2 protein-coding genes are annotated in these 1,060 nt (G+C 59.1%); both read right to left on the bottom strand.

Annotated elements, in window-relative coordinates; translation table 11 throughout:
• Positions 1 to 2: 2 nt before the first annotated feature.
• Positions 3 to 737 (bottom strand): class I SAM-dependent DNA methyltransferase, encoded by a 735-nt coding sequence (locus tag AC0L2R_RS33735; protein ID WP_473514101.1) that lies wholly within the window; start codon positions 735 to 737, stop codon positions 3 to 5.
• Positions 738 to 778: 41 nt separating this feature from the next.
• The gene (locus tag AC0L2R_RS33730) at positions 779 to 1,060 is read right to left on the bottom strand and encodes a DUF1127 domain-containing protein (protein ID WP_473514099.1); all 282 of its coding nucleotides are present in this window, start codon (positions 1,058 to 1,060) and stop codon (positions 779 to 781) included.

The raw sequence follows: 1,060 nt of genomic DNA, 5'->3' as shown, positions 1-1,060 counted from the left end.
TCCTAACCTTCAACCTTCTGCCAGACGGAGACATGTTTATCGCTGACCTGCGTGAACAGCTCCTTTTTCCAGCCGCCCCAACGCTCTTTGAGCCTTAAACCAGCCAGTCGCGCCATAAGGTCGAATTCAGCTGGCCAGGCATAACGAAACGGTACTGAGAATCGCTCATAGCTTCCGTCATGGAGCCAGATGTGATGGGACGAGAAATTCTGGTTCACCACGTCGTGCTCGTCGACGCCCCAATGCGTTTCGCCGTGGTCGAACGCCAGGATCGTCTCGCCGACCGGCAGCCGCTGAAGCGGTGGCACGCCGACCTCAATCAGGAAGTGTCCACCAGGTTCGAGATGCGCGGCTGCGTTCCGGAAGCAGGCGAGCTGAGCGTCCTGCGATGTCAGGTTGTTTATCGTATTGAAAACCAGGTAGACGAGTGAGAACCGTCTCGCGACATCCGTCGTTACCATATCGCCGATCGCTACCGATATCTCCGCGCCTCCTTCTTTAGCGCGAAGGCGAGACACCATCGGCCTCGAAAGCTCGATGCCCTCCACCTGCACCCCTTTCCGCGCGAGAGGAAGTGCGATACGTCCGGTTCCGATCGCGAATTCCAAGGCGCGCCCGCCTCCTGCGAGCTCGGCCAGGAGATCAACGGCCGGCTCGATCACCTCTGGCGCAGAGATGCCTTTATCATCATCGTAGGTCGCAGCGATCTTCTCGTCGAAAAGCCCATCATCATGCATTCTGTCTGCCTCTGGTAACGCTTGTTTCAAGACCGACGGCGTTATCGCGTTGACCGCGGCTTCGTGGACATCGCATTAATTCGTGAGCCGTCGCGAAAGGGATCAGCGAGGGCTTCCACCCATCCGCTCGGGGCATGGGATTCCCCGCAGGCAAGCGCATCCATGGCAGCGGCCGGTGATCTATTTCGTCGCTCGCTGGCTGCGACGGTGCCAGTCCAAGCGAACTCGCGAACATCGCGACGCGCTATACCTATGTCCGCCAGATCACGATCCGATAGTCGGTGTAGTGCGTGTTCGGTCTCGCTCCGTTGCCACCAGCCCAC

The organism is Mesorhizobium sp. WSM4820, from assembly GCF_055811075.1.
Note: the sequence above shows the minus strand (reverse complement) of the source record. Positions and strands in the feature narration are given on the sequence as shown.